Below are 24,588 nucleotides of genomic sequence, written 5' to 3'. Positions count from 1 at the left end.
AAAGGAGGTGGGGTGGTGCAGGTAAGTTCACCCCATGAGGGTCGCTCCGGTTGGGGGTCAAACGAGGGCAGCGCGCTCTCGGCAAGGTCTCCGTGGGACCGGTTATACGTCAGCTTGTTAGCCGGACCCAGTCGCCCTAAGATCGAACCGTATCAAGGGGATAGCCCACCATACGGTGCGCTGTGGATAAGTCGTATAACCGGACCCAGGAATCAGGCTATAAGGTAGTTAGGCCGTGATGACAGATATCGACGTAGCCGTTGCCGATAAAAACGAATTGCCCGTGGCGCAGCGATTCTACGAGTCGCGTGGATATGGTGGCGCGGCCGTCGTTCCGTCGGATTTTGTCGTGCTCGCAAAGGAGCGCGATAGGGTTGTTGGCGTCGGCCGCTTGTGTCAGGAGCATGATTTGCTCTGGCTCCGCGGCATGCAGGTTGAGCCACAATTTCAGGGTCAAGGCATCGGCGCCAGAATCTTGAAACGATTAGATGAAGAAATCAGCAACCGCTGGTGTTGCTGTCTACCCTACGATCACTTGGTCAACTTCTATCGCCAAGCAGGATTTGAGCAAGCCACAGAAAATTTGCCAATGGCGCTTGGTGAACGCTTAGACAGCTATCTGTCTCGGGGGCTTAAGGTCGTGGCAATGATTCGGGGCGCGGAGTCACGGCCTAACAATTCATGTATGGACTCCTCCGTCAAGCAGTCGTTGCCGTAAGTGATCGCTGATCGTCGGGAAGCGGTGCGGTTGCAGTCGTGTATCCGGCCTTGGGGTGGGCGTTGATGCCCGGGCCATCATGGAATCCACGGAGCGGGTGCCTATCGTTCAAGCGGCCTGCCAGGCCAGCATTGTTATCGGCGTTGTCCGCTCCGGGACCGAACCCTTCGCCATGATCAAGATCGTGTCAGGCAACTCCCGAAGTTGAAGCGGTGAACCTGTGTCGGAGCCGTCGCGCTACGCAGCGCGGGGTCGCTCGCTGACGTGGCGCGGATCGAACGGCATGCCGTGGTGTTCCATCGCCCACAGCCGTCGGGCCAGCTTGTTGGCCAGTGCGCAGGCGGCCTTGTTGTGACCTCGGGCGTCCTGGATCTTTAGCGCCCAGGCCTGCAGCGGATCGAGGGCTTGTCCGCGCCGCTGCTTCATCCGCGCCGCCTGCAGTACCGCGCGGGCGCCGTGGATCAGCAGCGTTCTTACGTAGACATCGCCGCGCTTGGTCAGGCCTCCCAGCCGGCGCTGCTGACCCGAGGAATGCTCGCGCGGGGTCAGGCCCAGCCACGCCGAGAACTGGCGTCCGCTACGGAAGCGCGACAGATCGCCGGCACTGGCCCGCAGCGCGGTTGCCGTCAGCAGACCCACGCCCGGGACCATGCGGTAACGCTGCACTGCCACGTCCCGCGAGGCGAATTCCTCCAGCCGCTGTTCGATTGCCAGCATGTCCCTGGCCAGCTGCGACAGCCTGTCGATCTGCTCGGCCAGGCTGTGGCGCAGCGCCATCGGCAGGTCGTTGTCCCCGTCTTCCAGCGCATCGCGCACGGCGGCGGGCACCTTGGTCGACCCCAGCGGCACGGCCACGCCGAACTCGCGCAGCACGCCCCGCAGCAGGTTGAGCGTGGCCGTGCGTTCGGCCTTGAGGTGTTCGCGCAACCGATGCAGCGCCTGGATGCCCTGCTGCTCCGGGGTCTTGACCGGCACCGGCGCAATGCCGGCGCAGCGATCAGCTTCCAGTATCCCGGCCACGTCGTTGCGGTCGGTCTTGTTGCCGCGCACGTAGGGGCGCACGTCCCGCGCAGGAAGCAGGCGCACCGCGTGGCCCTGGCGCTGGAAGCGGCGCGCCCAGCAGTGCGCACCCCCGCAGGCCTCCATCAGCACCCGCAACGGCGGCCGGGTCTCCAGCGACCGGATGAACGCCCTGCGCGAGAGGCGCTTGCGCTCGATGATCCGGCCCTGCGCATCGGCGAAGGCCAGCTCGAAGACCTCTTTTGCCAAATCGATGGCGACGGTACTAGCATGCATGGCGTGGACTCCTCTCGTGATCCCGTGTCCTGATGGAAACATCAGTCTGGCTCTTCGAAGCCTTTTGGTGACGCGGGAGGAGTCCATCCCATCATTCAAGCCGACGCCGCTTCGCGGCGCGGCTTAATTCAGCAACTGTCTTCCGATGAATGGTCAGGCCGCCATCGAGGCTCCTGCCATCAGCTCATCGCGACGCCGTGCATTGACGATCGTCAGCAGCTTTCGCATGCAGGCCACCAGGGCGACCTTGGCCACCTTCCCGCGTTCGCGCAGTTGCTGGTAGTGCGCTTTCATCACCGGATCCCAGCGCACGGCCGATAAGGTGGCCATGTAGAGCGCCACACGTACGGGTGCACGACCTCCGCGGATCCTACGCTTGCCTCGCGTCTGGCCGCTGTCGCGGTTCATCGGAGCCACACCGACCAGTTTGGCGATCTGCTGCCGCGTCAACGTGCCGAGCTCGGGCAACAGCGCCAGGCTCGTGGCTTGGAAGATCGGCCCCATACCTTTGGAGGATCGCAGCGCCGGCGTCAGGTGTTCATCCAGCAGTTCCTTCATCTCACGATCGATGGCGGCCAACTCGTGCCGGAGCGCGGCGACCGTACGCGCCATCAGTTTGCCGATCGTGGCCGGCGCCATGGCCGCTTGCTGCTTCTGCGCCTGCAGCGTGGTCACGACTTGGCCGCGACGCCTCAACCAGCCTCGCAGGTCGCGTTGCCAGGGGGCGGCCGCCTCGTAGCGGCGCAGTCGCCCAGCGAACAACCGCGACAGCAGGCACAGCAGCCGCGCATCGATCTCATCGGTCTTGGCCAACTCACCGGTGGCTCGGGCGAAATCCCGTGCCTGGCGCGGGTTGATCCGGGCCACCCAGAGGCCGGCATCGCAGCAGGCATCGAGCACCGCGTCCTCGTAGCCACCGGTCGCCTCGACCACCACCCGCGCCTCGACGACCGCTTTCAACCGTTTGATCAGCTTGCCGATCCCGGCGGCAGTATTGGCGAAACGCGCCACCCCGGGCGCCCCATCGATGGCCACATCCAGTGACGCCTTGCCTACGTCGATTCCCACTGCCGTCATGCCCGCTTCTCCGCTAGAGTTGGCCTGTCGAGAACATCGCGCCCGAGGCCCACGCTTATCAGTTCGAGGGAAACCTCGATCAACTGTCCGGGCGCAGGGCGCGAGATCCGGCGTGCGGCCCCTGCTGAATTACGGTGCGGCTACACCGAGGCGTTATCGGGCGCGCACGCCGGGTTCTCGGCCACTACAGTAGGGAAGTTCAAAGACATAAGGCGTTAGGCCAAAAGGGGGGGTATGAACTGGACGCTTTTCATGATTTCCGCGGCGATCTGGGTATTCTTCACCGAGCACCACATCTGGACTATGCGCTTTAAGCAGATGAGTGAGGCCGGGCTAGAGGTGCCATCTCAGATATCGTCGGCGAGCAACCTGTTAGGCAACATCGCCGCGCTTAATCTCGTCATCTTCTTCTTCGTTTACGGGTTCCGTGTTAGCTGGCTTTGGGGAGCCGTCACTGTCTTCGGGGCATACCTGGTGGGCCTTGTTTACATGCTCGTATCGGCCAGGCATCACGGTACTTTTCTGCACAAGATCGGATGGGTCGCTATGCCCGCTCTCTCCGTGGCAATCTGGGTCGCTGCATTTGTGGCCTAACCAGTCATTCAAGCCGAACCCGCTTCGCGGGTATCTTAGCCAGCCTGGCCCAGAAAGCGCTGCGGATCAAAATGGGGACATAGGTGCTCCTTAGGATCCGTGACCAGACTGGGCCAACTTCTTCTGGATCTTCGGGAGGATGAACTTGGTGAGCTCGTTCAATGACTTTTCCACGGTCTGGCCACCGTAGAAATACCAAGCACGCTCCAACACACCATGCTTGTCGTATTCAAAGTGCCAGCGGGTGCCGTCATCCTCCTCACCGATTTCACTGGCCTCGGCAATGAGATACAGCATTTCGTCGTCCATTAGGGCATCGAGCGCTTTGAGCTCTGGGCTTGTGCCTTGGGAGATGGCCCTGATCAACCCGATTTCAAGGATTAGGTCCTTGTTCGCGGGTTCCGCGGCAGGTGCTTCATCCGTGGCCTGTGGTGCTGCCGGAACCGGCGTGGGAACTGGCGGCGCTTGGGCGGCTGGAGTGTCTGTCTCTTCGTCATCTGAATAGACACCTACAAGGAAGTTGAAGACCGTCGAGGCCACGGCCTCATCGAGCGCGAGCTTCTTGTTGCTGATCACGATACTGACGAACTTGTCCTTCTTGATGCGGTAGTCATGAACGACAAGGGCGCCTGCAAAGACCAAGATCTGATGGCACTGCTCTTCGGTGAAGGCATTTCGCAGGATGGTGGACAGCGGTTTGGCGTCGTCCTTGAAAGCCTTTGCGATCCGCCATGCGTGCCGTTCTATCTCGGAGAAATCGGCGTCCTTGGGGAGTTTCAGGTCATGTTTCCGGGACAGGTAGTTCACGATGAACAGTCCTTCCGGCGCCTTGGTTTCGGAATAGCCCGGGTGATACATGTCCAGGAACAGGGAGCGTCCCAGTGGTCCGCCGTCCCGGATAACATACTCATCGAGCAATCGGCCATAGGGTCCTTGGCCAGCCGCCCCAGCCCGCTGATATTCAATGCCGTTGCCGTTGGGATCCCGCAAACGATCCAGATAGAAGTGTTGCCCCTGTGCACCGTCACATCGGATCGGGTTGCCTTTGCATCCCAACGGGATGAAGGCCCGGCCATAGATATTTCGTAAGCTCATGACGCCTCCTGTTTCATTCGTCTGACCATCTGCCGTTCTGGCGCCACTCCCACGACGGCACGAACTCGCCCTGCCACAGGCCTGTCTGACGGGACTGCGCGATCTCTTCGGCGGCAACGTAGTCGGCTGAATAGCGGCGATATGCGAGCACCCAACCGTTGAGGACAAGCTAGGACTTGACGTCCTCGATGCAGGTCGGACGTGGCCAGTTTCACCGTGGCGGCGTTCGCAGTCATTGGGGGGTTACTCGAAATACCCATCTTCCAGCAGCCGCGCTAGTGTCGGGATGTAAGGTCCGTACTCAACCACGCGCTTAACCTGCTTCTTGCGGACCGACGCCATGCTCATCCGTTGGAACTCGAAGTTCGTAGTCGCCGAACCCTCGTCATCGACCAACACGGTCTCGACCACTGCCCCGTCCTTGCGCGCCTTGGCGTCGTAGAGCATCCGTGCCCGGATCACTTCGAAGCTGTAGCCCCTGCCCATGCGGTTCATATCCTTGGCCAGTCGGTTGACGGATTCAGTATAGGCGTTGGTGATCGGCTGCTCGAAGTAGGCAAAGATCTCGTCATGCCAGTTATGCACAGCGGTGGTGAGTTCCTTGAATGCGGGCGTCAGTTCCGCCGAGATGTTTCCCAACCATTTGACGCAGGCCGCTTCGGCGTCGGCCCGAGTCTGGTGATCCCAGATCGACAGGAAGCCTTCCTTGAGCGCGTGGGCCTCACCCAAGTGCGGGAATTGGCGGAACCACTCCATGGCCCGTGTCATGTCACCGCCCTTTAGGTCGTGCTGCCGCTTGAGCAGCAAGAACCGTTCGTCCTTGAGCTTGAGCCTTTGCCGGGCGGGCATGTCCTTGCGGATGCGCTTGCGCAGCTTCTCAAGCGCGTCGTTGGCCATCCGCTGGATATGGAATCGATCGACCACGATGCGTGCTTGCGGAAGCGTAGCGCGCACTACTTGCTTGTAGACGTGGTACATGTCCATCGCCACCCACTCAACCGAGTCCTTGTCCCGTAGGGTGCGGAAATAGGGCAGCAGATCGGCCTTCGCCCGGCTGGGCCGGAGATCGAAGACAGTCTTGCGCTCGACATTGGTGATCATGGCCCGGTACTGGCCGATGATCTTGAGTTCGTCGATACCGAGGATGCGCGGCGTTCGGAACCGAACCTTGGCCTCGAACTCCTCAACGAAGTCGTCGAAGATGTGGCGGATCGTCTTTTCGTCGAGCGCCACTTCCCGGGCGAGGGCGGCAAAAGTCTTGCTGAAGCTCTGCTCGCGGATGTAGCGCACCAGGCGGGCTGTGGCTTGGCGTTTGCCATCGAGGTCAGCCACCGGCTCGAACAACGTCTTGCCGCAGCGTGTGCAGCGATAGCGACGGCGCTGGATGAAGACCTCGACCGGCTTGCCATGCGACGGCGTGTCCTGGAAAGACTGTTCCTGCGATCCGTGGCCATGCAAGCGGCCGACTTCGCATAGCGGGCACGTGATCCAGCCCGACACGCCCTCGGCTTTGACAACGTAGCGGTCTTCGTCACTGACGACTTCGAGCGTCTTCAGGCTTCGCAATTGCAGGAAGTCGGTCACTCAGCCCCTCGGGAAAACCCACACTGAAATCCGTCTTTTACAATAACACGCTCACGTCCGAATCCAACAGTAAAATCCGTTGTTTGAAGTGAAAGCCACGGCACCTCAAAAACTCTGAACCCACACCAGATTCCGGATACCCCTTTTTTATGGCCCGGCGAGCGGCAACTTGCGACCGCCGTGCTTGCCGCCCCCGCTGCCGGCCGCGAAGATGCGGAGCGACTGGGGAGTCACATCGCATGAAGCCGAAGCCGTCCGCGTCCGTCCTGCGCGTGCTGGCAGCCGTCGGGCTGTCGCTGGCGCTGCTGGCCGCCTGCAAGAAGCAGCGCGAACCCGTGGAGCTCGCCGGTGCCGCCAGCGAGCCCGCCGCCGCCGTGCGCCAGCTGGCAACCCGCCTGCAGCACAACGACTTGGTCGGCTTCGCACGCGATGCGGTGCCGCCGGACGTCTACGTGCGACTGGATACCGCCTGGCGCGCCGGCCACAGTCGCTGGCCGCTGACCGAGCTGCCGCTGGACGACAAGCTGGTGCCGATGCTGGCCGCGCTGTCGGCCAAGGACGCGGAGAAGACGCTGCAGCGCAGCTTCGACCGCCAGTTCGCACGCCAGGACCGCGACCTCAAGGAGGCCGCGCGGACGCTGGGCCTGTTCGGCGTGCAGTACGTGAAGAACGAAGGCGACTACACCCAGGAAGAGCGCGATCACTACGCGCAGGTGATCGCCGCGCTCGGCGACTGGGCGCAGCAGGCCCCGCTCGGCGACCCGGCGCTGGCGCGTGCCACCCTCGCGCGCCTGGCCCCGGCCGCGCGCCGCAGCGGCCTGGTCACCGAACAGGCGCTCAACGACGCCGGCATGGGCGCCAGCCTGCAGCGGCTGACCCCGTTCTTCATCGAGGCCAAGGCGACGTTCGCGCGTTACGGCCTGCCGCTGGATACGACCTTCACCGACCTGCGTACCGGCCTGGTCGAGGAAAAGGGCGACACCGCTACGGTGCGCATCCACTACCCGCTGGGCGAGCGCGAGATCGATACCGTGGTCAGCCTGACCCGGCGCGACGGTCGGTGGTACCTCACCGACTACCTGAGGCACGCCGACGAGGTGCTGGCGGCCGCGCTGCCCGCACCGGACACGCTGGCGGCGCCGCCCGCCGACGAAGAGGCGCCGTCGCCGCCGTGACGAACCGGCGGGCCTGCGCGATCACGGCCTTCGCACTGGCCACGCTACTGGCGAGCGTATCCACGACGCAGGCGCACCCGGGCGGGATCGACAAACACGGTTGCCATACGGACCGGAAGACCGGTGAGTACCACTGCCATCGGGGGGGCGCCCCGGCTCGCACGACGCTGGTTGCACCCGCGCCGGCGCCCGACCGAGGACCAGCATCCTCCAGGCCTTCGCGCCTTGACGGCCCAGGGCCGGCGCGCGCTTTCCGCAACTGTGACGGGGCCCGCGCGCACGGCGCGGCGCCGGTGCGGCGGGGCGATCCCGGCTACGGGCCTCACCTGGACCGCGACAACGATGGCGTGGGCTGCGAGCCATACCGGGGCCGGTAAATCCTTGCGTTTCAGCTACTTGCAGGATGTCCTCCGGCCGCCCGAGGGTCTCCGGAATGCGGGCAGGGGCGGCGACGGACGCTGTAACCGCTTTCCAGCCGGCCACAGGCGTGCGCCATAATGCGGTCGATGCCTGAACAGAACTCCCTGCCGTTCCCGGACGCCCCCAAGCCGACGCCGCCGGAGAAGAAGCCGACGACGGATGCGGCGACGCCCGACGGTGCACCGGATCCGCTGCCCGGCGACGAAGCGCCGGTGACGGCAGGCGTGCCCATGGCACCGCCCGTGGCCGCCCGCCAGGCCAAGCGTCCGCTGTGGGCGCGACTGCTGGGCCGCCTGGCCGATCCGTGGCTGGCGCTGAATATCGAACCCGGCGTGCCGGCCGACCTGCTCGACGGGCGCCCCGTCTGCTACGTGCTGGAGGACTACGGCCTGTCGAACGCGCTGATCCTGGATCGCGCCTGCCGCGACGCCGGCTTGCCGTCGCCCCTGGTGCCGCTGCCGGTCGGCGGCAATCCGCTCGGCCGCAAGCGCGCCTACGTGGCGCTGTCGCGCCGCAACGCCAGCACGCTGATCCCCGACCAGGTCAGCGCCAAGACGCATTCCGGTTCGCTCGCCAAGCTGCTGCAGGCGCATCGCGCCCAACCGGACCTGGACGTGCAGCTGGTGCCGGTGTCGATCTTCGTCGGCCGCGCGCCGGACAAGCAGAGCGGCTGGTTCTCGGTGCTGTTCTCCGAGAACTGGGCCATCGTCGGCCGCTTCCGCCGCCTGCTCGCCATCCTGCTCAACGGCCGCGGCACCATCGTGCGTTTCGCGCCGCCGGTGTCGCTGCGCGGCACCGTCGATGAAGGGCTGGAGCCCGAACGCACGGTCCGCAAGCTGTCGCGCGTGCTGCGCACGCACTTCCATCGCATCCGCGAAGCCGTCATCGGCCCCGACCTGTCCACGCGCCGCCTGCTGGTCGACCAGGTGCTGGCGGCCGAGCCGGTGAAGGACGCGATCGCCGAACAGGCCAAGCGCGACAAATCCAAGCCCGAGGACGCGTGGAAGAAGGCGCACGCCTACGCCTGGGAAATCGCCGCCGACTATTCCAACCCGGTGGTGCGTTCGGCCAGCTTCCTGCTGAGCCATGTGTGGAACCAGATCTACGACGGCGTGCTGGTCCACCACCTGGACAAGTTCAAGGAAGCCGCGCCCGGCCACGAAGTCGTCTACGTGCCCTGCCACCGCAGCCACATGGACTACCTGCTGCTGTCGTACCTGCTGTACGAACGCGGGATCGTGCCGCCGCACATCGCCGCCGGCATCAACCTCAACCTGCCGGTGGTGGGCACGCTGCTGCGCAAGGGCGGCGCGTTCTTCATGCGCCGCAGCTTCCGCGGCAACCCGCTGTACTCGGCGGTGTTCACCGAATACGTCGCGCAGCTGGTCTCCGGCGGCTACTCGCTGGAGTACTTCATCGAAGGCGGGCGCTCGCGCACCGGCCGGCTGCTGCCGCCGAAGGGCGGCATGATCTCGATGACGCTGCGCGCCTTCCTGCGCCAGCCGCGCAAGCCGGTGCTGTTCCAGCCCGTCTACATCGGCTATGAAAAACTGCTGGAAGGCACCAGCTACCTGGACGAACTGAGCGGTCGGCCGAAGGAGAAGGAATCCATCTGGGCCGTGCTGTGGGGCATCCCCAAGGTGCTGCGGCAGAACTACGGCCAGGTGGTGGTGAATTTCGGCGAACCGATCCCGTTGAACGACGCGCTGGCCAAGCACGCGCCCGAGTGGGACGGCACGCCCGTGGGCGAAGAGGAAAAGCCCGCGTGGCTGTCCGACACGGTCGACGCGCTGGCGCAGCAGATCCAGGTCAACATCAATCGCGCCGCCGACGTGAACCCGATCAACCTGCTCGCGCTGGCGCTGCTGTCCACGCCGAAGCACGCGATGGGCGAAGCCGACCTGGTCGCGCAGATCGAACTGTCGAAGACGCTGCTGGCCGAACTGCCCTACTCCGACCGCGTCACCGTCACCCCGCACTCGCCGGACCGCATCATCTCCCACGCCGAGGAGATCAACATGCTGCAGCGGATCAAGCATCCGCTGGGCGACGTGCTGAGCGTGGACGACGACACCGCGGTGCTGCTGAGCTACTACCGCAACAACGTGCTGCACCTGTTCACCGCGTCGTCGTGGATCGCCTGCTGCTTCCAGAACAACCGTCGCATGAGCCGTGCCGGCGTACTGCGTCTGGGCCGTACGCTGTATCCGTTCCTGCAGGCCGAGCTGTTCCTGCCGTGGAGCGAGGACGAGTTCGCCGAGCGCATGGAGCGCACCATCGAAGTGTTCGTCCGCGAGGGCCTGCTGCAGCAGGTCAACGACGACGACGGCGGCATCCTGGCGCGCAGCGCCGGCCAGACCGACGAGGTGTTCCGCCTGCGCGCGATCGGCCACTCGCTGCAGCAGGCGTTCGAGCGCTACTACATCGCCATCTCGGTGCTGGTGAAGAACGGTCCCGGCACGCTCGGCGCGGCCGAGCTGGAGAGCCTGTGCCAGCAGGCCGCGCAGCGCCTGAGCCTGCTGTACGCACCGGCCGCGCCGGAGTTCTTCGACAAGACGCTGTTCCGCGGCTTCATCCAGAAGCTGCGCGAACTGAAGCTGGTCTGGCCCGACGAGAACAGCAAGCTGCTGTTCGACGAGCGCCTGGACGCCTGGGCGCGCGACGCCAAGGCGATCCTCGGCCGCGAACTGCGCCACACCATCGAGAAGGTCAGCCCGGAGGCGGCCAAGCCAGCCGAGCCGGCGGTGGCGCCGCAGGACTGACGGAGACGCTGCCGTCTACCGGCAGCGTCCCTTGCCGGGCCGATAGTCGACACTGCCGTCGCGCAGGTCCACGCGCAGCTCGCCTTCGTCGTAGATGGTCACGCGCAGCACGTGCCCACCTGAAATCAGCAAGGGTTCGCCACAACGCCACCAGGTGGAACTGACGCTGGCGGGTGCGGCCGCGGCGGCCGTTTCTCCGAGCAGGCCGGCCAGGGTGTAGCGATGCCTCTGCTTGCCGGCGGCGTCGTGCACCAAAAGGACGGGGCCGCGTCCCACCTGCGCCCACTCATCGAGTGTCACGAGCGTACCGTCATCCGTGAGCAACACGAAGACCGGAGCCGTGCGGTGCGGCAGCGCGAAAGTCGCGTCCTTCACGTACCGTTCCCCTGCCGCGTCATGGCGATACCTGACGGCCCGCGGCGCATCCGCGCCGCGCCGCGCCGGTTCCACGCGCACGAGTTGCTCGCCGGATCCGCTGGCCACCACCTGCACGCGTGGCGGCGCCCAGGAGTCGGCGCTTGCCCCCGCGCAAACAAGCAGGAACAAGCTCAGCGATGACCACGCGATGCACCGGCGGGCCATGACCTCAGAACCCGGTGCCCGCGGCGGCATCGCACTGCAAGCGCAGGAACTCCAGGGCATAACCGACGCGTGAAGCGAGATCGGCCGAACGAAGGTAGATGACCGACTCGCTCTTGTTGCCGGCAAACATCAGGTAGACATTGTCGCCTACTGTCCGAACCGACTTCAGTTCCGACCAGGAGAAGCCTGCCTGGTCGCCGTGCCGCTGGACGCCGCCATGCTGGGCGGAGAACCCGTCCGGTGCTGCCTCAGCGATCGGCATGCGTTTGCGCTCCAGCACGGGAGCGCCGGGATTCCTGCGCACGCGCAACTCGACTTCCACGCTGGAATAGTCGGACAAGAGCTTCGATCTGCATCGCCCGACAGATGAGGCGTCGATGATCTTCGCCTCGCCGTGCACCTGCGCGTCCATGTAGTACCCGCTGGCATCCCGCCCATTGACTGCCGACAGGGCAGTACTCACCGCTCCCTTCATGTACCCATTGCCGGGCAGCACGATGGACAGGAATTTCTGCGCGTTCTCGACGGTCTGCACCCCATCCTGGGCATGCGCCACGGCGGGCGACAACACCATCGCCAGCAGCATGCCCACGACGGACAGCCTGCTGCTTACAGTCGGACTGGCTTTCACGGTTTGCTCTCCCCTCATGACATGGTTCCTCACTGCCCTGAACTCCTAACGGTGCCGACGGTCTTGCAGGTCTCCTTCGGCGCAGCACACACGACGGGGCCGGAGCACTTGAACTCGAACCGGGGAGGATCGTTGGCGGGTCGCTTGGCCAGCTGCGCGACGGGCATCTGCGCCCACAACGACCTGTCCTCGCGGACGCAGGAGATCCCGCCCGCGTTATAGGCAGCATTGCCGGTATTGATCCTGCACAGATGGGCCGCATCCCGTGCGAATGCTGCGCGGGCATCGGCTTCGGCGGTCTTGAACATGGACGTCGGTGTAGTCCTGAAGGGCGCGCTGGTGCAGACCTTGCGCGGTTCGCCGGCGCTTTCGGGCAGACGGCCGCTTCCGCCCGCCGAGCCACCGCGCGCTTTCGCCGCCGCCTCGCGCATCTCCACCAGCCGCCGCGCCTCCGCCTCGCGATGGCCGCCGAGGCGCTGGGTTTCGTGCGCCACTTCCGCCGCCTTGCGATTGCGCTCCGCCTCGGCGGCCTTGCGCTGGAGCTCGGCTTGCGCCTCTCTTTGCCGCTGTTCGCGCTCGAGGCGCGCCCGTTCGGCGGCGGCGCCCGGGTTCGCCTTGTCGGCGGCAGCCTGTTCCGCGGGCGAAGCGGCCTTGCAGTAGCCCAGGGCGACGCACTTCTCACGGGTGACGCAGTAGCGGGCGTTGTAATCTTCGATCGCGATCGGGTAATTGACTGGCGCGCCAAGGCGCGCGAGATCGACGGTCCGTCCCTCGGCGCGGAGGGTGCTGCTGAAGCAGGAAGCGTCGATGGAAAGCTGAGCATGGGCCAGACACGGCGTCATCAACAGCGGAAGCATGAGCCATGCACCGTTCCTAGCAAATGCCCGGGAAAGAGTCCTGCGCATCAGAACCCCGTCCCCGATGTGGCGTCGCCTTCGATCTCCTTTGCATGAATCGCTGGCGTCGATATCTGCGAGGCGCATCGCGTCAACTTGATGATCGATGTCAGCTTGAAGTCCGCAACACCGTGGGCCGACGTCTTGTAGTTGCTGCAGCCGTACTCGCCGGCCCTGATGCCGGATGCGGTGTCGTAGTTGTAGTAGCGGCCGTACGACTTGTCCGCGCTCACGGTGTTCCAGCCCTTCCCGTTGTCGATCTCGAAGGTGGTAGCTCCCTGTTCGACCACTTTCGAGAGGAACAGGTGGGCGCCTTCCACCGTCTGCTGTTGCGCGTGGGCGTGGCAAGCAGCGGCCAGCAGGGCGAGGGCGCAGATCTTCTTGGTGATGCTCATTCGATGTCCCTTGTAGTTCCTGCGGGCGATATCCTGCCTGGCTGCTTGCTGCTGCCCGGCGAACACCGGAACCCGCACGTATTACGCAGAGCGTTGTCTCGATCCAGCGAGCATGCCTCCCCGGATCGATTCGGCTCAGTCGGTCTGCTTCGGCGCCGCGCGCAGCAGACCGCTGATGTCCTTCCCGTACAGCTCCATCTGCTGTCGGTACATCGCCTCCGCCGCGTCCTTGGCCAAGCGTTGCGTCTCCCCGGACGCCGCCATGTAGCCGGCCACCGCTTCCCGACACGGCCTGGCCGCAGTGATCTTGTCGAAGTCGTGCAGCGAGCCGTCGTCGAACCCCTTGCAGCTGGCGGCGACAAACGCGAGGTTATGCGCCTCGACTGCGCCCTTGCGATCACCGGACGCGAACAACGCCTTGCCGAGCGCATTGTTGAGCTCCGCGAAACGGATCGCGTTGGTGCCCTCGAACGGCATCGACCAGCCCTCCGTGTCGCCGCGCTGCAGCCACTGCAACGCGTTGCGGTACGCTACGATGGCGTCGGCGCGCACCGCCTTCGCGAGTGGATCGCTCTCAAGTTCGTTGGCGTAAGCGATCAACGCGTGGCCATAGCCGGTCTCCAGCTCTTCGCTGCGCACCACGCCCTCGGCGATCAGCGCCGTCGTCCTTTCGTTGTCGCGGTATTTGTCGATCTGCCCGTAATAGTGAGGCACCACCTGGCGAGGCAGGTCCACCACCGCGTCCGCATTCTTCAGGTCACCGGCCGCGACCAGCGCCTTCAGGAAATGGCCCTGCAGGCGCAGGTTGTCGATCACGGTGTGCGCATGCTTGCCGCCGTCAAAGTGCTTCTGCATCTCGGTATGCCCGGCGTACAGCACGGACAGCGCCCGCTCTGTATCGCCGGCCTCCACGAGGTGGCCGCCATGCACGGCAACCGCGTTCAGGCGGTACTTGAAGATTTCATGACGGACTCCATCATCCGCGTCCGGGGCCGCCAACGCCGTGTCGTAATGGCGGATCATCGCCTCGCAGTCGGCGTTCTTCTTCTCGCCGAAGCATTCATACGAGAGTTCGTTCGCCGCCTCGGCAGCGCGACGCCATTGCGGCTTTTCTTCTGCACCGGCTGGCGCCCCAGCGGCGACCAGCATGACCAGTAGCACCATGCACGCGCGCTGCGAGCGGGACGGGGCAGTGTATTGAAACGGCATCATGGAGGAGTTCTCGCTTCAGGCAGTGGAAGACATGGGATGGCGTGAAGGGGCAGCTGCGCAGTCGCAGGCCGTAAACCGGCATGCAGACAGCGAGATCGCCGAGCGGTTTCTCGCCTTCGTTTTTATCAGCACCCCGTCACGTCGGTCACGCGCACGATCACCTGCTCGACCGGGCACGACAGCGGCGAGCTGGGGATGGCGATCGCATCGCCCACGCCCATGCAGCTGCCACCGATGTAGTTGTGCTGGGTGCCCTGCACGCCGGCACCTTGGGCGGTTCCCGGGCAGCGGGCTTCGTAATGCACGGTGGCGCAACCTTTCACGCTGGTCTTGGGGCCGATGACGTAGTAACGACCACTGCCGCCCAAGCAGGTGTCGGCGCGCAGGCGCAGGCTGTTGCGGGCCTGCAACAGGCTCTGCTGCCATTCCTGCTGCTGGCGCTGTCGCGCCTGGTCTTCGGCCAGCTGCTGTGCGTCGGCCTGGCGCTTGCGCTCGGCTTCTTCCTGCTGCTTCCTGCGTGCCTGGTCGGCGGCCTGTTGTTGCGCCACGCGCTGCTGCTCCGCTTCCCGCGCCGCCTGCTGTCGCGCCTGCTCGGCGACTTGCGCATGGGCCTGCTGCTGAGCGACGGCGCTCTGTTGCGCCTGCTGGTGCGCGCGCCGTTGCTCCGCCTGCTCGGCCTGCTGGCGTGCCTGCTCCCGCGCCTGCGCTTCTTCCATCGCGCGCCGCGCATCGGCGACCCGCTGGTTGGCGCGGTCGACTTCGTCCATGTCCTGCTGGATCGTGGTCGCGACCGTGCTGAGGCCGCCCATGAACGCGGCGAAATTCGCCTCGCGCTGCGCTTCCTCTTCGCGGCGGCGCTGCGCATCGATCTGGCGCTGGTAGTCGTCCTGGACCTTCCAGCTGGCGTAGATGGTGCTGTATTCCTGTACAAGTGCGGGTGTCGCCGGCTTCAGCTCGTAGGTCGTGTCGTAGGCGTCGGACTTGCCGCCCAGCATGCCCGCCGTCCAGCCGTAGCTGCGCCACCTCGGCGTCCCGTCGCGCGCCACCCAGAAATCGGCGTTGCTCACCCAGCCCGTGTGCGGGGCCATGGTCAGCTTGATGGCCTCGGTCAGCAGGCTCTCGTAGTACTTCTTGCGCGTGGTGAATTCGAGCACCTGACCGCCCTCCTTCCAGCGCGCGCCCGTGCTGACGTAGTACTCCCCCTTCCGGGAGGTCACGTTCGTCAGCTTCAGTTCGCCCGGCTTCTTGTCGGAAGGCACGGCCGCGTAGGTGAATTCGCAGCTGGTGCTGAAGTCCGCCGGGAAGAAGCAGATCTGGAGGCCATCGCCTGTCTCGATGAAGCGGATGTAGCAGTTCTTGCCGCCGACCTGCGAGGGCTTGCACCACGTGAACGTCTGTCCGGCGAACGCCGACAGCGGACCCAGGCCGGTGATGACCGGCTCGGACGCCATCAGGGGCGTCTGCGCCGGCGGGTTCGCCGGCGCAAGCGCGGTCGCGGTCGAGGGCGCTTCGACGCCTGGTGCGGTCGACGGTGCGACCACGGCGCCAGCCGGCGCGTCGGCGGCCTCCGCAACCGCCGATGCCACCGTGTCCAGGGACATCGGCTTCATCACGTGCGTGTACTTCACGTCCGTGACCTGCTCGTCCTTGAGCTTGACGCCCTCGTACAACAGCTGACCATCACCTGCGAAGCGCAGCCGGTAGGGCAGCTTGACCATGCCCTCGCGCGCCCAGACCACTTCATCGGCGGAGGCGATGCGCCCCTGCCACTTCAGGTTCATGCCGAGCAGCGACGAGGTCAGCTGGAGCCGGCCTGGCGTGTCGCCCGGTCGGATGACGTTGGTCTGGACCACCTTGCCGTCGTGCGGATTGACCCACTGCTCGCGGAGTTCCTCGCCAGGCGACAGCCACTGCCAGCTCACGCGATATCCGTCGCCGAGTTGCCAACTGCGCTCGGCCAACCGCACATAGGGGCCCCACGCCGCGGTGTCGATGGCGGGCGCGATCGGCGCAGCCTCCTGGGCTTGCGCACTGCGAAAGCCGGCGACGAGACAGGCGAGAACGAGGAACACGCGGAGCAGGAGCATGATCGGATTCCGGACGGGACGGTCGGGGGGCCATGGCGCGACGCGGTGCCACGGCGCATTCCCTCGCAGCCTTATCGGCACCCCGCTCGTCTTCCTTGAGTCCGCGCATCCCCGGTCGCCATCTCCCCATGGCCCCGTGCGATCCGCCGCATGCGGCGATCACGCCCCCTTGCGGGACCATAACGACCTGCGGCGCGCGTGCGCACTCCCGTTCCGGACTTGACGCTGCAGAAGGATTCGGCTTGTGCAGGGACGCATTTCGTAATTAACTGCGACGAAGAGGGCGCCGCACGCGATCCGCGTACCGCCACAGGGGACACCGATGAACGACGACCACGCTCTCGCGCGCGTGATTGAGCCGCTGTACGAGGCGATCCTGGAGCCGGGCCGGCTGGACGACTTCACCCAGCAGCTCAGCCAGGCCACCGGCAGCCACCTCACCGCCATCCTCGGCCACGACGTCGCCTGCGGCCGTGGCAGCGTGGCGCGCCTGCACGGCGTCGACCCCGAGCAGGTAGCGAGGGAACTGCAGTCGCTCGACCTGCGTGTCGACCCGTGGGTCAGCCGCGCGACGCCCCACTTCGCCACGGGCCGCGTGTTCGACACCGAAGAACTGCTGCCCATCGCGCAGATGCGCCGCACCGACGCGTACAACGCCTACTACCGCATATTCGGCGTGGAGCAGCAGCTCGCGGCGGTGGGCCACTACGACGGCCTGAACTCGATCACGCTGTCGATCTGCCGCGACGACCGCCACCGCCTGTTCGACGACGAAGAGCTGGGGCTGTTCCGGCGCGTGGTGCCGCACTGGGTGAACGCCTACGCCATCATGCGCCGGCTCGACCTGCTGCAGCAGCGCGTGCAGTCGCTCGAGGCGGCACTGGACCAGTCGCCGATGGCGATGTTCACGCTGTCCGCCAACCGCCAGGTGCTGCGCGCCAATGCCGCCGGAGAGCACCTGCTAGGACTTGGCGTGCTGTATCGCGCATCGGGTCAGCTGTCCGCGCCGGGATGGCAGGACGCCGCCCTGCAGCAGCTGCTCGCACGCGCCACGCTGGCGCCGCCGGATGGCCGCGCAGGCGATGTCGAAAAGCTGGTGGTGCAGGCGCCCGGCATCGGCGCCGTGGCGATTACCGCGCATCCGTTGGCGCCGCCGTTGCTGGCCGGTGAAGCGGCGCTGCTGGTGTTCGCGCAACCCGTCGCCTCGGCGAATCCCGCGCAGCTGGAGCAGGCCCTGCAGCACCTGTTCGGCCTGACCGACGCCGAGCGCCGGCTGGCGGTGGCGCTGCTGCAGCATGCCGACCTCGCGTTGGCGGCGCAGGCCTGCAGCGTGGCGCTTTCCACCGCGCAGACGCGGTTGAAGGTGGTGTTCGACAAGACCGGCGAACGCAGTCAGCCCGCCCTGCTCCGGCTGCTCGGTGCGCTCAACGCGGTCTGCTGAAACGCCCCGGCTCAGGACATCGCATGGAACTGGCGCGTCAGCCACGCCTTCGACGGCAGCGCGCGTGCGGGCTCGCGGATCAGCCGGTGCAACGGTGATCCGCATTCGGACAGGTACGGCTCGTCCTCCATCACCAGCACCATGCGCAGCAGGTCCACGCCGCCGGGCAGGATCGCCGGCGGCAGGTATTCGCGGAAACCGTAGTGCTCGAACACACCATGCAGGAACGGCTCGCACGCCAGCAGGCAGAACTGGATGCGCGACTCCTGCGCCCAGCGGTAGGCCTCTTCCATCAGGCGGTCCACCACCGGCTTGCTGCGCTGGTCCGCCTGCACCGCGAAGCGCGTGCCCACCGCCACCTGCGACAGCGGCCAGCTGCGTGCGAACTCGTCGATCCGGAACAGGCTGCCGTACTCCACCTGCACCGCCAGCGGCGAGAAGTCGTGCAGGCGCAGCGTCGCGATCGCCTGCTGGCCCTTCTCCACCGCCAGCGTGGTGCCGCAATCGTCCAGGCCGTCGGTGACGCGCTTACTGCGGTCGCCGAACTGGCCCTGTTCGTGGAAGTACACCTCGCGGCGCAGGCGCGGCACGTCGCCCAGCGATTCTCCCGGCAGGATGCGCTGCATCCGCAGTCCAATGCCGGCCAGCGCGGCCTCGGTCGAGGCCGACGCGATCCGCGCCTCGCGCGCGGTCATCGGCATCCGGGGGTTGAACGGTTTGTCCTGCTCCATGCCACTCCCTCGCCACGGCGCGGCAGCGCACGGGGCCTGTGCTTCGGGAACCGCGGCGCCGGCAGGACGGCAAACGGTCGTTCGGTGAGGGACATCCCCACGCCCCGGCTATCAAGCAAGCATCGGGCCAACCGGGACGATCGGCGGAAAACACGCGGAAAGGAACCATTCCACGGGCGCGCGACATCGGCGCGGCGAGCCGCAGACCATGCTGGCCCGGTCAGGGGTGACGCCCAGCGTCAGATTCCAACGGCGCAGGTGGATCGGAAAGCGCCGCCGTGTCAGGCGGGCTCGTCCGGGATCTGCGCGCTCTCGAGCCGCGCGATGCAGTCCTTGAGCCACAGCTTGCGCTTCTTCAGGCGCTTGATCGCGACCTCGTCGGCGTCCGCCTCATCGACCAGGCGCACGATGGCTTCGTCCAGGTCGCGGTGCTCGACCCGGAGCGCGGCGATCTTCTCGGCGATGTCGGCGGGGTTGTCGATGTCCACGCCGCGAGCGTACACCGCCGGCGGCGAGGCCGTCACCGCGCCCCGGTACAATGGCGGCATGAGCACCGTCCTGCCCCTGCCCGACCCCGTCCTGCGCCGCCCTGCCGCCGATCCGCGTCGCGTCGCGCACGAGCAGGGCAAGCTGGCCAAGCGCCTGCGCCGGCAGGTGGGCCAGGCGATCGCCGACTTCGGCATGATCGAAGAGGGCGACAAGGTGATGGTGTGCCTGTCCGGCGGCAAGGACAGCTACACGATGCTGGACATCCTGCTGCAGCTGCAGAAGAAGGCGCCGGTGCGCTTCGACCTGGTGGCGGTGAATCTGGACCAGAAGCAGCCCGGCTTTCCCGAGCATGTGCTGCCGGAGTATCTGGAACGCGTCGGCGTGCCGTTCCACATCATCGAGCAGGACACCTACTCGGTGGTCAGCCGGGTGATCCCGGAAGGCAAGACCATGTGCTCGCTGTGCTCGCGCCTGCGCCGCGGCTCGCTGTACAGCTACGCCGAGGAGAACGGCTTCACCAAGATCGCGCTGGGCCACCATCGCGACGACCTGGTGGCGACGTTCTTCCTGAACCTGTTCTTCCACGCCAAGCTCTCGGGCATGCCGCCAAAGCTGCTGTCCGACAACGGCAAGCACGTGGTGATCCGCCCGCTGGCCTATGTGCGCGAGGACGACATCGCCGAGTACGCCGACGCGAAGGCATTCCCGATCATTCCCTGCAACCTGTGCGGCAGCCAGGAGAACCTGCAGCGCAAGCAGGTCAAGAAGATGATGGATGCCTGGGTACGCGACACGCCGGGCCGCATCGAGACCATCGCACGTGCGCTGGGCGATATCCGCCCGTCGCAGCTCAGCGACCCGAGGCTGTTCGATTTCCTGTCGCTGGGCCATCGCGACGGCGCCGCGCTGCCGGATGCGCACGCCTGGCTGGCCGGCGATCCGCATACCCACGCCGAAAACCGGCCGTAACCCTCACCCCTTCCATCGCCTTCGCCTGCACGGGCGGAGCGATCTTTCTTCACTCTGGATAGTCGATGTTCTTTCGCAATCTCACGCTGTTCCGCTTCCCCACTTCCCTCGATTTCTCCCAACTCGATGAGCTTCTCCCGGAAGCCGTCCTCAAGCCGGTCGGCCCGCTGGAGCTGTCCTCGCGCGGGTTCATTTCACCGTTCGGCCGCGGCGAAGAGGCGCTGTCCCACCGCATCAACGACGCGATCTGGCTGAGCGTCGGCGGCGAGGACAAGATCCTGCCCGGCGCCGTGGTCAACGACCTGCTGCAGAAGAAGCTGCTGGAGATCGAGGCGAAGGAAGGCCGCAAGCCCGGCGGCAAGACCCGCAAGCGGCTGAAGGACGACCTGCTGCACGAACTGCTGCCGCGCGCGTTCGTGAAGCCGTCGCGCACCGACGCACTGATCGACCTGGAGCTCGGCTTCATCGCCGTCGATGCGTCCTCGCGCAAGACCGGCGAGAACGTGGTGTCGGAAGTGCGCCGTGCGCTCGGCAGCTTCCCGGCGCTGCCGCTCAATGCGGAAGTGGCCCCGCGCAACGTGCTGACCGGCTGGATCGCGGGCGAACCGCTGCCGGAAGGCCTGTCGCTGGGCGAGGAATGCGAGCTCAAGGACGCGATGGAAGGCGGCGCGGTGGTGAAGTGCCAGAACCAGGAGCTGCAGAGCGACGAGATCGCCAAGCACCTGGAAGCCGGCAAGCAGGTCACCAAGCTCGCGCTGGTGCTCGACGACCACGTCTCGTTCGTCCTCGGCGAAGACCTGATCGTGCGCAAGCTGAAGTTCCTCGACGGCGCGGTCGACCAGTTGGAGAACACCGAGCACGACGACCTGCGCGCCGAACTCGATGCCCGCTTTGCGCTGATGGCCGGCGAACTGAAGCGCCTGTTCCTGGTACTGGAGCACGCACTGAAGCTCAGCAAGGCGGAATGAGCGCACACGGCCGCCGCGGCCGATCCGCTACCATCGCCCCATGCCGTCCCTGCTCCAGCGCCTGACCACCCGCACGCCCCGCAGCGTGGAGCGCGACACGGTGACGGTGCACCTGGAGGACGGCCGCAGCCTGGACGTCCAGCGCGTGCGCGACCCGCGCGCGAAACGGTTGAAGCTCAGCATCGACGAGCGCGGTGCGCGCCTGACACTGCCATGGCGCGCCAGCCTGGTGTCGGGCGAACGCTTCCTGCACCAGCATCGCGACTGGCTGGCCGAACAGCTCGCACGCCACGCACCGGACGACGACGCGCCCGCATGCGTCCCGGGCGTGACGGCCTACCTGCCGTTGCGCGGCGAAGAGATTCCCCTGCACTGGCACGAGGGCCGCTTCGCCCGGATCGAACGGCAGGAGAGCGGCATCCATGCGTACCTGCCCGCCCGCGTCAGCGACGCCACCCTGCGGCGGACATTGCGCGCCTTCTATGAAGCCGAAGCGCGCGCCGACATCGGCCGCTGGCTTCCCGCCTACCTGGGCGGCTTGCCGCGCGCGCCGCGCCAGATCCGCCTCAAGGTGATGTCCTCGCAATGGGGCTCGCTGGCGCCGGATGGCACGCTGACCCTGGACCTGGCGCTGGTGCTCGGCCGGCCCTCGGCCTTCGAATACGTCCTTGTCCACGAGCTCTGCCATCTGCTGCAGGCCAACCATTCGCCGGCGTTCTGGCGGGAGGTCGAGGCCCGCTTTCCGGCGTGGCGCGACGAGCGGGCGTGGTTCCACGCCGAGGGCCGCCGGCTCAAGGCGCAGCTGCACCGGCTTCTTGATGCCGCCGGGGACACCGGTCGCAACGCGGCCGTCCCGATGTCCTGAGTGAGACGTTCGTCACGAATTCAGGGGCAAGCCGGAGCCGGCGGGCCAGCAAGGAGCGTTGGGCCGCCGTCCGGCCCCTCTTTCCCGTCGTCGGCCCGTCATGAACCAGCGTCCGCCTGCATCCCGCCCGCCCGCCGTTCCCGACGCGGCGGACCATTCCCGTCGGGCCGGGCCCGGCAATGCCATGCGGGGGTTCTCGCTCTACAACCTTCCGCTCACCGAGACGGCGGCAAGCCTCCAAGCACGCCGCGCGCTGATGAGCCGCAAGAGCCTGTCGGTCGAAGAGGCCGGCGCCCGCGCCCGGGAGCGACGCCACGAGGCCAGCCGGATTCAGCGTTTCGACCGCTTGGGCAAGCTGCTCGTCCTGCTGTTGCCCGCCGCGGGCAGCGTGGCCTGGCTCGGCAGCGCCCATGATTCCATCCCGCTGCTGCTCGGCGGCTACATCCTGTCGGGACTGACGGCGGCGGGACTCATCGCCCGCCTGACGCGGACACCGGCCGCGGCGCGCGCGCCGCTGGAGCAGTACTACCTGCCCAACGAACAACTGGCGAGTGCGGAAGACATCGCACTGCTGCGGCGCTTGGCGCAACAGGACGGCGAGCTGGATGCGGTCACCACCGCCTGGTGGCGCAGCAGCGCGCCCATCCGCAAGGGCGACGTGGCGCTGGCCGTGGAATTCCACGCCGCCAAGCGGGCCGGTTCAGGACGCCAGGAAGCCTGACGCCACGGCCGCGACGCCGGCGGGATCTTCCATGTGCAGGTGATGCGTGCCGGCCATGACGTGCAGCCGGCCATCGGGCAGCCGGTCCGCGCGCTGCGAGCGCAACGGTTCGGGGAAATAGGGCTGCGCCGGGTGCGCATAGATCACCAGGGTCGGACAGGCGATGCCGGCCACCAGCGCCGACAGCTGCGCTTCGTCGAGGCGTTGCGGCGTGGGCAGCGTCAACCGCGGATCGCTGCTCCAGACGAAGCCGCCGTCCACCGGCTTGACGCCACGCTCGACCAGCAGTCGCGCCGCCGGTTCGCTCAACTGGTTGGCCAGCATGCGTGCCCGCATCGGCGCGGCCAGATCGGCGAACACCCGCAACTGCTTGCCGGGCAACGCCCGCGCCGCCGCGATCGCTTCGCGCCACCGGTCGGCGGTGCGTTCGACGGTTTCCGCCAGCCCGCCCAGGGCTTCGATCGCGACCAGCCGCTGCACGCGCTGCGGCACCGCCGCCGCCATCAGGCTGGCGATGCCGGCACCCATCGAATGGCCCAACAGCGAGAAGGTCTCCCAGCCCAGCGCATCGGCGATGTCGAGCACGGCGTTCACCGCCACCCCACTGGTGTATTCGGCGCCGGATGCCAGATGCGCGCTGCGGCCGTGGCCCGGCAGGTCGGGTGCCACCAGCTGGACGCCCGGCAGATGCCCGGCCAGCGGAATGAAGCTGGCGGCGTTGTCCAGCCAGCCGTGCAGTGCCAGCACGCGAGGCCCTTCATCGCCGCTGCGCAGTCCGGTGATGCGGCCCAGCGGGATGTCGACACTGAACTCGCGCAGCGTCATGTGCCCGTACCGTCCGCGCGCTGTGCCAGCACGGCCAGCGCGTCGGCGTGCAGGTCATCGTCGTTGAGGCAGGCGATGTAGCGCAGTTCGCCGCCGGCGTGGGCGAACTGCTCCGCGAAACCGATCCCGACTTCCTCCAGCGTTTCCAGGCAGTCCACCGCGAAGCCGGGACAGACCACATCCACCTTGCGTACACCTCGCGCCGCAAGGGCCTGCAGCGTGGTGTCGGTGGCCGGCTCCAGCCAGCGCTCCTTGCCGAAGCGCGACTGGTACGTCAGCGTCCACGCGTCGTCGCGCAGGCCCAGCGCCGCAACGATGGCCCGCGTGCTCGCTTCGCACCGCTGCGGGTACGGATCGCCCTGGCGCGCCAGCCGTTGCGGCAGGCCGTGGTAAGAGAACAGGAGATGCTCGCCCGCGCCGTGGCGTTCCCGCCACTGACGGATCGACGCCACCACGGCGGCTACCCAGCCGGGATCGACCGAGTAGTCGTCGATGAAGCGCACCTCGAGTTCCGCCGACGCGCGCACGACGACATCGCGGACCGATTCGGTGGTCGTCGTGGAGTACTGCGGATACAGCGGCAATACCACCACGCGACGGATGCCCTCAGCGCGCAGCGCCTGCAGCCGTTTGGCCAGCGATGGTTCGCCGTAGCGCATCGCATCGAGCACGCGCCAGTCCGGCAGTCGCGCCTGCAGGGCGCTGGCCAGGCGGCGCGTGTACACGGCCAATGGCGAGCCCTCCGGCAACCAGATGCTGGCGTACTTCGCCGCCGCCTTTGGCCCGCGCAGCGGCAGGATGAGGAAGTGCAGCAGCGGGCACCACAGCCAGCGCGTCAGCTGCACCACGCGATGGTCGTGCAGGAACTCGGCCAGATAGCGACGGACAGCGCGAGGCGTGGGCGCCTCCGGCGTTCCCAGATTGACGATGAGCAGCGCGGTGGCGGGCGAGTCGGGCATCCGCGTATTGTGGCAGAGCAGGCGCATCGCGCCGCCGCTGTCAGCACCGATTCATCCGCCCCCGCCTACTTTCAGGCAGTTGCAGCCTCCTGCTGC

At 66.6% G+C, this 24,588-nt stretch carries 24 protein-coding genes; 10 read left to right on the top strand and 14 right to left on the bottom strand.

Going from position 1 to position 24,588, the window contains the following annotated elements:
• Positions 1-238: 238 nt before the first annotated feature.
• The gene (locus AC1Q5B_RS05225) at positions 239-718 is read left to right on the top strand and encodes a GNAT family N-acetyltransferase (protein WP_492630660.1); all 480 of its coding nucleotides are present in this window, start codon (positions 239-241) and stop codon (positions 716-718) included.
• Between the two features lie 237 nt (positions 719-955).
• Here AC1Q5B_RS05225 and AC1Q5B_RS05220 read toward each other — a convergent pair whose 3' ends face one another.
• Positions 956-2,014, bottom strand: a complete 1,059-nt coding sequence (locus AC1Q5B_RS05220; RefSeq protein WP_492630659.1) for an IS110-like element ISPa71 family transposase — start codon at positions 2,012-2,014, stop codon at positions 956-958.
• Positions 2,015-2,167: 153 nt separating this feature from the next.
• Positions 2,168-3,091, bottom strand: a complete 924-nt coding sequence (locus tag AC1Q5B_RS05215) for an IS110 family transposase (RefSeq protein WP_083537669.1) — start codon at positions 3,089-3,091, stop codon at positions 2,168-2,170.
• 234 nt (positions 3,092-3,325) lie between these two features.
• Between AC1Q5B_RS05215 and AC1Q5B_RS05210 the strand changes: the two genes are divergently transcribed.
• Positions 3,326-3,685: a hypothetical protein gene (locus AC1Q5B_RS05210; RefSeq protein WP_492630658.1), complete on the top strand. Its 360-nt coding sequence runs from the start codon at positions 3,326-3,328 to the stop codon at positions 3,683-3,685.
• Positions 3,686-3,775: 90 nt separating this feature from the next.
• Here the strand turns inward: AC1Q5B_RS05210 and AC1Q5B_RS05205 are convergent, their stop codons facing one another.
• Together AC1Q5B_RS05205 and AC1Q5B_RS05200 are read right to left on the bottom strand one after the other, a co-directional pair.
• Positions 3,776-4,780, bottom strand: a complete 1,005-nt coding sequence (locus AC1Q5B_RS05205) for a hypothetical protein (RefSeq protein ID WP_492630657.1) — start codon at positions 4,778-4,780, stop codon at positions 3,776-3,778.
• A 243-nt stretch (positions 4,781-5,023) separates the two neighbouring features.
• Positions 5,024-6,364, bottom strand: a complete 1,341-nt coding sequence (locus tag AC1Q5B_RS05200) for an ISL3 family transposase (protein ID WP_492630656.1) — start codon at positions 6,362-6,364, stop codon at positions 5,024-5,026.
• A 239-nt stretch (positions 6,365-6,603) separates the two neighbouring features.
• Here AC1Q5B_RS05200 and AC1Q5B_RS05195 point away from each other — a divergent pair, with 239 nt between their 5' ends.
• The 3 genes from AC1Q5B_RS05195 (at position 6,604) to plsB (ending at position 10,721) form a co-directional block, all read left to right on the top strand.
• On the top strand, positions 6,604-7,539 hold the full coding sequence (locus tag AC1Q5B_RS05195) for a hypothetical protein (protein WP_492630655.1): 936 nt from the start codon (positions 6,604-6,606) through the stop codon (positions 7,537-7,539).
• Complete coding sequence (locus tag AC1Q5B_RS05190) at positions 7,425-7,916, top strand: excalibur calcium-binding domain-containing protein (RefSeq protein WP_492630654.1); 492 nt, start codon at positions 7,425-7,427, stop codon at positions 7,914-7,916. The genes AC1Q5B_RS05195 and AC1Q5B_RS05190 overlap by 115 nt, the downstream gene beginning before the upstream one ends.
• A 120-nt stretch (positions 7,917-8,036) precedes the next feature.
• A complete protein-coding gene (gene plsB, locus AC1Q5B_RS05185; RefSeq protein WP_492630653.1) occupies positions 8,037-10,721 on the top strand; it encodes a glycerol-3-phosphate 1-O-acyltransferase PlsB in 2,685 nt (894 codons plus the stop codon).
• Positions 10,722-10,736: 15 nt separating this feature from the next.
• Here the strand turns inward: plsB and AC1Q5B_RS05180 are convergent, their stop codons facing one another.
• From AC1Q5B_RS05180 to AC1Q5B_RS05155, 6 genes are all read right to left on the bottom strand, one after another.
• Positions 10,737-11,303 (bottom strand): hypothetical protein, encoded by a 567-nt coding sequence (locus AC1Q5B_RS05180; RefSeq protein ID WP_492630652.1) that lies wholly within the window; start codon positions 11,301-11,303, stop codon positions 10,737-10,739.
• Between the two features lie 4 nt (positions 11,304-11,307).
• A complete protein-coding gene (locus tag AC1Q5B_RS05175; protein ID WP_492630651.1) occupies positions 11,308-11,895 on the bottom strand; it encodes a hypothetical protein in 588 nt (195 codons plus the stop codon).
• Between the two features lie 68 nt (positions 11,896-11,963).
• Entirely contained in the window at positions 11,964-12,791 is an 828-nt protein-coding gene (locus tag AC1Q5B_RS05170) for a hypothetical protein (RefSeq protein WP_492630650.1), read from the bottom strand.
• Positions 12,792-12,838: 47 nt separating this feature from the next.
• Positions 12,839-13,225, bottom strand: a complete 387-nt coding sequence (locus AC1Q5B_RS05165; RefSeq protein WP_492630649.1) for a hypothetical protein — start codon at positions 13,223-13,225, stop codon at positions 12,839-12,841.
• Between the two features lie 135 nt (positions 13,226-13,360).
• On the bottom strand, positions 13,361-14,389 hold the full coding sequence (locus tag AC1Q5B_RS05160; RefSeq protein WP_492630648.1) for a hypothetical protein: 1,029 nt from the start codon (positions 14,387-14,389) through the stop codon (positions 13,361-13,363).
• 173 nt (positions 14,390-14,562) lie between these two features.
• The gene (locus AC1Q5B_RS05155; RefSeq protein ID WP_492630647.1) at positions 14,563-16,524 is read right to left on the bottom strand and encodes a hypothetical protein; all 1,962 of its coding nucleotides are present in this window, start codon (positions 16,522-16,524) and stop codon (positions 14,563-14,565) included.
• Between the two features lie 322 nt (positions 16,525-16,846).
• On the opposite strand from AC1Q5B_RS05155, the gene AC1Q5B_RS05150 reads away from it, so the two are divergent.
• Entirely contained in the window at positions 16,847-17,965 is a 1,119-nt protein-coding gene (locus tag AC1Q5B_RS05150) for a helix-turn-helix transcriptional regulator (protein ID WP_492630646.1), read from the top strand.
• An 11-nt stretch (positions 17,966-17,976) separates the two neighbouring features.
• Here AC1Q5B_RS05150 and AC1Q5B_RS05145 read toward each other — a convergent pair whose 3' ends face one another.
• The gene (locus tag AC1Q5B_RS05145; RefSeq protein ID WP_492630645.1) at positions 17,977-18,696 is read right to left on the bottom strand and encodes an N-acyl amino acid synthase FeeM domain-containing protein; all 720 of its coding nucleotides are present in this window, start codon (positions 18,694-18,696) and stop codon (positions 17,977-17,979) included.
• 281 nt (positions 18,697-18,977) lie between these two features.
• Positions 18,978-19,244: a YdcH family protein gene (locus AC1Q5B_RS05140; protein WP_492630644.1), complete on the bottom strand. Its 267-nt coding sequence runs from the start codon at positions 19,242-19,244 to the stop codon at positions 18,978-18,980.
• Here AC1Q5B_RS05140 and ttcA point away from each other — a divergent pair.
• From ttcA to AC1Q5B_RS05120, 4 genes are all read left to right on the top strand, one after another.
• A complete protein-coding gene (ttcA, locus tag AC1Q5B_RS05135) occupies positions 19,243-20,154 on the top strand; it encodes a tRNA 2-thiocytidine(32) synthetase TtcA (protein WP_492630643.1) in 912 nt (303 codons plus the stop codon). The genes AC1Q5B_RS05140 and ttcA overlap by 2 nt on opposite strands.
• A 65-nt stretch (positions 20,155-20,219) precedes the next feature.
• Positions 20,220-21,122 (top strand): recombination-associated protein RdgC, encoded by a 903-nt coding sequence (locus AC1Q5B_RS05130; protein ID WP_492630642.1) that lies wholly within the window; start codon positions 20,220-20,222, stop codon positions 21,120-21,122.
• Positions 21,123-21,162: 40 nt separating this feature from the next.
• Positions 21,163-21,987, top strand: coding sequence for a YgjP family zinc-dependent metalloprotease (locus AC1Q5B_RS05125; protein ID WP_492630641.1), 825 nt, complete (start codon positions 21,163-21,165; stop codon positions 21,985-21,987).
• Positions 21,988-22,243: 256 nt separating this feature from the next.
• On the top strand, positions 22,244-22,708 hold the full coding sequence (locus AC1Q5B_RS05120) for a hypothetical protein (protein ID WP_492630640.1): 465 nt from the start codon (positions 22,244-22,246) through the stop codon (positions 22,706-22,708).
• Here AC1Q5B_RS05120 and AC1Q5B_RS05115 read toward each other — a convergent pair.
• Positions 22,688-23,533, bottom strand: coding sequence for an alpha/beta fold hydrolase (locus AC1Q5B_RS05115; protein ID WP_492630639.1), 846 nt, complete (start codon positions 23,531-23,533; stop codon positions 22,688-22,690). The two genes, AC1Q5B_RS05120 and AC1Q5B_RS05115, sit on opposite strands and share 21 nt — an antisense overlap.
• Positions 23,530-24,492, bottom strand: coding sequence for a ferrochelatase (gene hemH, locus AC1Q5B_RS05110; protein ID WP_492630638.1), 963 nt, complete (start codon positions 24,490-24,492; stop codon positions 23,530-23,532). The genes AC1Q5B_RS05115 and hemH overlap by 4 nt, the downstream gene beginning before the upstream one ends.
• Positions 24,493-24,588: the final 96 nt, after the last annotated feature.

The organism is Pseudoxanthomonas sp. GW835-FHT14C01 (assembly GCF_058793715.1).
Note: the sequence above shows the minus strand (reverse complement) of the source record. Positions and strands in the feature narration are given on the sequence as shown.